Origin of the sequence: Actinotalea sp. (assembly GCF_035443605.1) — a bacterium.
Classification (GTDB): Bacteria; Actinomycetota; Actinomycetes; order Actinomycetales; family Cellulomonadaceae; genus Actinotalea.
Window position 1 is genome coordinate 1 of record NZ_DAORSQ010000135.1, and the last position, 5309, is coordinate 5309.

Sequence of the window (5309 nt, forward strand, 5' to 3'; positions counted from 1 at the left end):
CCTGGACGTCGCGCCCATCACCATCGGCGACGACTGCCAGATCGGGCCCAACGTCCAGCTGCTCACCCCCATCCACCCCACCGAGCCCGGGCCCCGGCGGGACAAGGTCGAGGCAGCGGCCGCCATCACCCTGGGCGACAACGTGTGGCTCGGCGGTGGGGTCATCGTGCTGCCCGGCGTGAGCATCGGCGACGACACCGTGGTGGGCGCGGGCTCCGTGGTGACCAAGGACCTGCCGGCGGGTGTCGTGGCCGTCGGCAACCCCGCCCGCGTCATCCGCCACCTGTGACGGCGCGGTGAGCCGCCTGCCCGCCGTCGGCATCATCCAGCCGCGGGACCTGCCCGCCCACCGGCTCGTGGGGTTCGCCCGCCGGGTCGAGGAGCTGGGGTTCGCCGAGCTGTGGGTGGTCGAGGACCTGGGGTTCCACGGCGGGTTCGCCCAGGCGGCCACGGCCCTGGCGGTCACCGAGCGGATCGGCGTGGCGCTCGGCATCGTGCCCGCGGCGGCGCGCCACCCCGTCTTCCTCGCGATGGAGGCCGCCACCCTGGCAGCCCTGCACCCGGGCCGGCTCACGATCGGGATCGGGCACGGCATGCCCGGCTGGCTCCGCTCGGTCGGTGCGTGGCCCGCGAGCCCGCTCGGGCTGCTGGAGGAGACCACGACCACCGTCCGGGACCTGCTGCACGGCCGCGAGGTGCGCACCGAGGGCCGGTACGTCCGGATCGACGGCGTGCGGCTGGCGGCCCCGCCCGAGCGGGTCCCACCGGTGGTGCTCGGCGTGCGTGGCCCACGGTCGCTCGCGCTGTCGGGCCGCGTCGCCGACGGGACCGTGCTCGCCGAGCCGGTGACGCCCGCCTACCTCGCGGCGGCGCGCCACCAGATCGCGGCACCCGGGCCGCACCCGATCGCGGCGTTCACCCCCGCTGCGGTCGACGACGACATCGACCGTGCCCGCGCCGCCGTGCTGCCGGTCCTGGCGTGGGTGGGGGAGGCCGACGTCGCGCCGCACCTCGTCGACCTGCCGTTCGCCGCCGAGCTCGCGGACCTGCGAGCACGCAGCGCCGACCCGCGGGCGTTCGCCGCCGCCCTGCCGGCCGACTGGGTGGACCAGCTCGCCGTGGTCGGGACCCCCGCGGTGGCGCGCGCACGGCTGGCGTCGCTGGGCGCCGCGGGTGCGTCGACCGTGGTGCTCGCGCCCGTGGGGCCGGACCCGTTCGCGGCCCTCGAGTCCCTCGCGGCGGTGCTGTGACGGGCTCGCCCGACGGGTCCACCGGCGCTCCGCCCCCCGGCGGGCGGCCGGCGCTGGCCCGCCGGCTCGGCACGGGTGACGCGGTGGTCCTCGGCCTGGGCTCGATGCTCGGCGCGGGCGTCTTCGTCGTGTTCGGCCCCGCCGCGCGGGCCGCGGGGTCCGCGCTGCTGCTCGGGCTGGGGGTCGCGGCGGCGGTCGCGTACGCGAATGCGACCGCGTCGGCCCAGCTCGCCGCCCAGTACCCGACCTCCGGCGGCACGTACGTCTACGGGCGCGAGCGCCTGGGACCGTGGTGGGGGTTCGTGGCCGGGTGGGGCTTCGTCGTCGGCAAGACGGCGTCGCTCGCCGCGATGGCGATGACGTTCGCCGCCTACGTCGTCCCCGCGGCGTGGCAGCGTCCCGCGGCCGTCGGTGCGGTCGTCGCGCTCGCCGCGATCGGCTACCGCGGCGTGACGCGGACGGCCCGTGCGACGGGGGTCCTCGTGGCTGTGGTGCTGGCCGTGCTCGGTGCGGTGGTCGTGGCGGGGCTGCTCGGCGGTCCGGCGGTCGCGGCCGGGGCTGCGACGGGAGCGGGGGGCGGCTGGTACGGCGTCCTGCAGGCCGCCGGGCTGCTCTTCTTCGCGTTCGCGGGGTACGCGCGGGTGGCCACCCTGGGCGAAGAGGTCCGCGACCCCGCCCGCACCATCCCGCGGGCGATCGGGATCGCCCTGGGCCTGGCCACGGGCGTCTACCTGCTCGTCGGGGCCACGTTGCTGGCCGCGCTCGGGCCGCGCGCGCTCGCGGGCAGCACCGAGCCGCTGGTCGACGCGGTCGTCGCGAGCGGCTGGGTGTGGGCCGTCCCGCTGGTGCGCGTCGCCGCGGCTGCCGCCGCGCTCGGAGCCCTCCTCGCGCTGCTTGCGGGCGTGGGCCGCACCACCCTGGCGATGGCCCGCACGGGGGACCTGCCGGGCTGGCTGGCCGCCGTCCACCCCGTCCACCGCACGCCGCACCACGCGGAGCTGGCGGTCGCCGCCGCGGTGGTGCTGCTCGTCGCCACCGTCGACCTGCGCGGGGTCATCGGGTTCTCGTCGTTCGGCGTGCTCGTCTACTACCTCGTGGCCAACCTCGCGGCCGCCACCCAGGACGGCGCGCACCGCCGGTCGCCGCGCGTGCTCCAGGTGCTCGGTGCCGTCGGGTGCACGGTGCTCGCGGCGACGCTGCCGCTCGCGGCCGTGCTGACCGGCCTGGCGATCCTCGCCGTGGGTGTCGGCACGCGGGCGCTAGGGTCGGCCCGGAGGTGACGATGGCCAACATCGACCTGAACTGCGACGTCGGCGAGTCGTTCGGCTCGTGGCGGATGGGCGACGACGAGGCGCTCATCGGCCTGGTGTCGAGCGCGAGCGTCGCCTGCGGGTTCCACGCGGGTGACGCGGTCACCGCCCACGCCACGTGCGTGACCGCCGCGGCGGCCGGGGTCACGGTGGGCGCGCACGTCGGCTACCGCGACCTGGCGGGCTTCGGCCGCCGGTTCCTCGACGTCGACCCTCGCGAGCTCACGGCGGAGGTGGTCTACCAGGTCGGCGCGCTCGCGGCGCTCGCGGCGGTCGCGGGCACGTCCGTGCGGTACGTCAAGCCGCACGGCGGGCTCTACAACGCGCTGGTCCACCACGAGGAGCAGGCGGCGGCCGTCGTGCTGGCCGTCCGGTCGGTCGACCCGGGGCTGGCGCTGCTGGTGCTGCCGGGCAGCGTCGTCGCGCGGCAGGCGGCCGCCGCGGGGGTGCGCACCGTGGTGGAGGCGTTCGCGGACCGGGCCTACCTGCCGGACGGCTCGCTGGTGCCGCGGTCCGTGCCCGGCGCCGTGCTGCACGACGCCGAGGCCATCGCCCGGCGGGTGGTGCGGATGGTGGTCGAGGGTCGGGTGACCGCGATCGACGGGACCGAGCTCACGCTGCGCCCGCAGAGCGTGTGCGTCCACGGGGACACCCCCGGTGCGGTCGCGATCGCCACGGCCGTGCGCGGCGCCCTGGACGCGGCGGGTGTGCGGGTGACGAGCGCCCTGTGAGCCGACGGGTCGCACCGGTGGGGCGGCGCGCCCTGCTGGTCGACTGCGCCGACCTGGCGCAGGCCCTGGCGCTGGCGGGCGGCCTGCAGCGGTCGCCGCTGCCCGGTCAGGTCGACGTGCGGGTCGGTGCCTGCACGGTGCTGATCCGGTACGTCGATGCCGCGGCGGCGACCGCGGCCGTCGCCGCCCTGGCCGACCACGCCCCGGAACCTCTCGCGGTCCCGGCCGCGGGCCGCACGGTGCGCCTGGAGGTCGTCTATGACGGCGCGGACCTCGACGAGGTCGCCGCGCTCACCGGGCGCAGCGCGCACGCGGTCGTGGCCCAGCACACCGGCCAGTCGTGGACGGCGGCCTTCGGCGGTTTCGCGCCGGGGTTCGTCTACCTCAGCGGCCGGGGCCCGGCGGTGCCGCGCCGCGCGAGCCCGCGCACGCGCGTCCCCGCCGGCGCGGTCGGCCTGGCGGGGGAGTTCTCTGCCGTCTACCCGCGGGCCTCGCCCGGCGGCTGGCAGCTGCTCGGACGCACCGCAGCCGTGCTGTGGGACGTCGACCGTGACCCGCCGGCGCTGGTCGCCCCCGGCGACCTGGTGCGGTTCGTCGCGGTCCGCGAGGCGGTCGGGCTCGTCGCGGGCGCCGGCACGACGGCCGACGCGACCGCCGACGCGACGGCCGACGCGACCGCCGGCATGGGCGGCCCGGTGGACGAGCCGGGGAGCACTCCCGCGGGTCCCGGTCCGGGCGGGCGGCTCCTGGTGGTCGACCCCGGCCCGCTGAGCCTCGTCGAGGACCTCGGGCGGCCCGGGCTGGAGGCGGTGGGGGTCCCCGGCTCCGGCGCGGCCGACCGGGGTGCCGCGGTCCGGGCCAACCGCCTGGTGGGCAACCCCCCGGGCGCGGCCCTGGTCGAGACCCTCGGCCACCTCGCCCTGCGGGCGGTCGCCGACCAGGTGCTCGTCGTCACCGGGCCGCCCGGGCCGGTGACCGTGCACCGCGACGGCGCGGTCGCGGACCAGGGCGTCGGCGCCCCGTTCGCCGTACCGGACGGCGCCGAGGTGCACGTCGGGCCCCCGACGGCCGGGCTGCGTCGCTACGTGGCCGTGCGGGGCGGGCTGGACGTGCGCCTCGCGCTCGGCAGCAGCGCGGCCGACGTGCTGAGCGGGCTCGGTCCGCCGCGCCTGGCCCGTGGCTCGGCGCTCGATGTCGCCCCGCCACGGGACGCCGCCGTCGTCGGGCTTCCCGAGCACGCCGAGCCCTGGCCGGAGGGCCCGCTCGAGGTGCCGGTGGTGCTCGGCCCGCGCGCGGACTGGTTCACCGCCGCGAGCGTGGCCGACCTGTGCGCCGCGACCTGGCGCGTCACGGAGCGCTCGGACCGCGTCGGGGTGCGCCTGGCGGGGCCGCGGATCCAGCGCGACCCCCGCCCCGGGGTGGCCGGGGCCGAGCTCCCGAGCGAGCCGATGGTGGCCGGTGCGGTGCAGGTGCCACCGTCGGGCGAGCCGGTGGTGCTGCTCGTCGACCACCCGGTGACGGGCGGTTACCCGGTGGTCGCGGTGGTCGTCGAACCCGGGCTGGACCTCCTGGCCCAGGCCCGCCCCGGGCAGGAGGTCGTGCTGCGCCCCGTCGAGGGGCCCGTGCCGGACGCGGGTGCCGCCCGGGGGTCGGCGTGAGCAGACCCCCGATCAGGCGTCCTGCGTCGCCCGCTCCCGCTGCGGGGACGACACTGCCTCGGGCTGCTCGCTGAGCAGCCACTCGATCGCCTCGGTCGCCGTCCACCCGTCGGGGTGCGCGTCGATGAGCCGGTGGGCGCCGCCGAGGTCGGCCCCGAGCGTGAGGAGCGGCTCCTCGGTGTAGCCGTCGGCGCGCGTCTGGCCCAGGCCGACGTCGGCGGCGAGCGCGTTGCACAGGCATGCGCGCCCGACGGTCTCCGCCAGGTCCCCGCCCTTGCGCTCGTACGTGCCCGTCGGCTCGGCCGGGCAGTGGTAGCCGATCGCCCCGGTGGTGCGGACGTACGGCGTGCGCAGGTAGCC

General features: G+C 78.3%; 5 protein-coding genes and 1 pseudogene. 5 read left to right on the plus strand and 1 reads right to left on the minus strand.

The genetic code is table 11. The annotated features are described in order from the left end of the window. The 5 genes from PKY62_RS11820 to PKY62_RS11840 all read left to right on the plus strand — a co-directional run. A partial coding sequence (locus PKY62_RS11820; protein WP_324537207.1) for a DapH/DapD/GlmU-related protein occupies positions 1-289 on the plus strand: 289 nt, incomplete at its 5' end. Positions 290-296: 7 nt separating this feature from the next. Further along, positions 297-1250 (plus strand): LLM class flavin-dependent oxidoreductase, encoded by a 954-nt coding sequence (locus PKY62_RS11825; protein WP_324537209.1) that lies wholly within the window; start codon positions 297-299, stop codon positions 1248-1250. Then, a complete protein-coding gene (locus PKY62_RS11830; RefSeq protein WP_324537211.1) occupies positions 1247-2530 on the plus strand; it encodes an APC family permease in 1284 nt (427 codons plus the stop codon). Before PKY62_RS11825 ends, PKY62_RS11830 begins: the two co-directional genes overlap by 4 nt. Positions 2531-2532: 2 nt before the next feature. Next, positions 2533-3291 carry a LamB/YcsF family protein gene (locus tag PKY62_RS11835; RefSeq protein ID WP_324537213.1) on the plus strand — a complete coding sequence of 253 codons (759 nt, stop codon included), beginning with the start codon at positions 2533-2535 and terminating at the stop codon, positions 3289-3291. Beyond that, on the plus strand, positions 3288-4949 hold the full coding sequence (locus tag PKY62_RS11840; RefSeq protein WP_324537215.1) for a 5-oxoprolinase subunit B/C family protein: 1662 nt from the start codon (positions 3288-3290) through the stop codon (positions 4947-4949). Before PKY62_RS11835 ends, PKY62_RS11840 begins: the two co-directional genes overlap by 4 nt. Positions 4950-4961: 12 nt before the next feature. Here PKY62_RS11840 and PKY62_RS11845 read toward each other — a convergent pair. Continuing rightward, positions 4962-5309: pseudogene (locus PKY62_RS11845) on the minus strand (nitronate monooxygenase); the annotation flags it as partial.

Bases quoted from the DNA above. Each gene is read 5' to 3' on its own strand.
- PKY62_RS11835 (WP_324537213.1), top strand. From the start codon at position 2,533: ATGGCCAACATCGACCTGAACTGCGACGTCGGCGAGTCGTTCGGCTCG.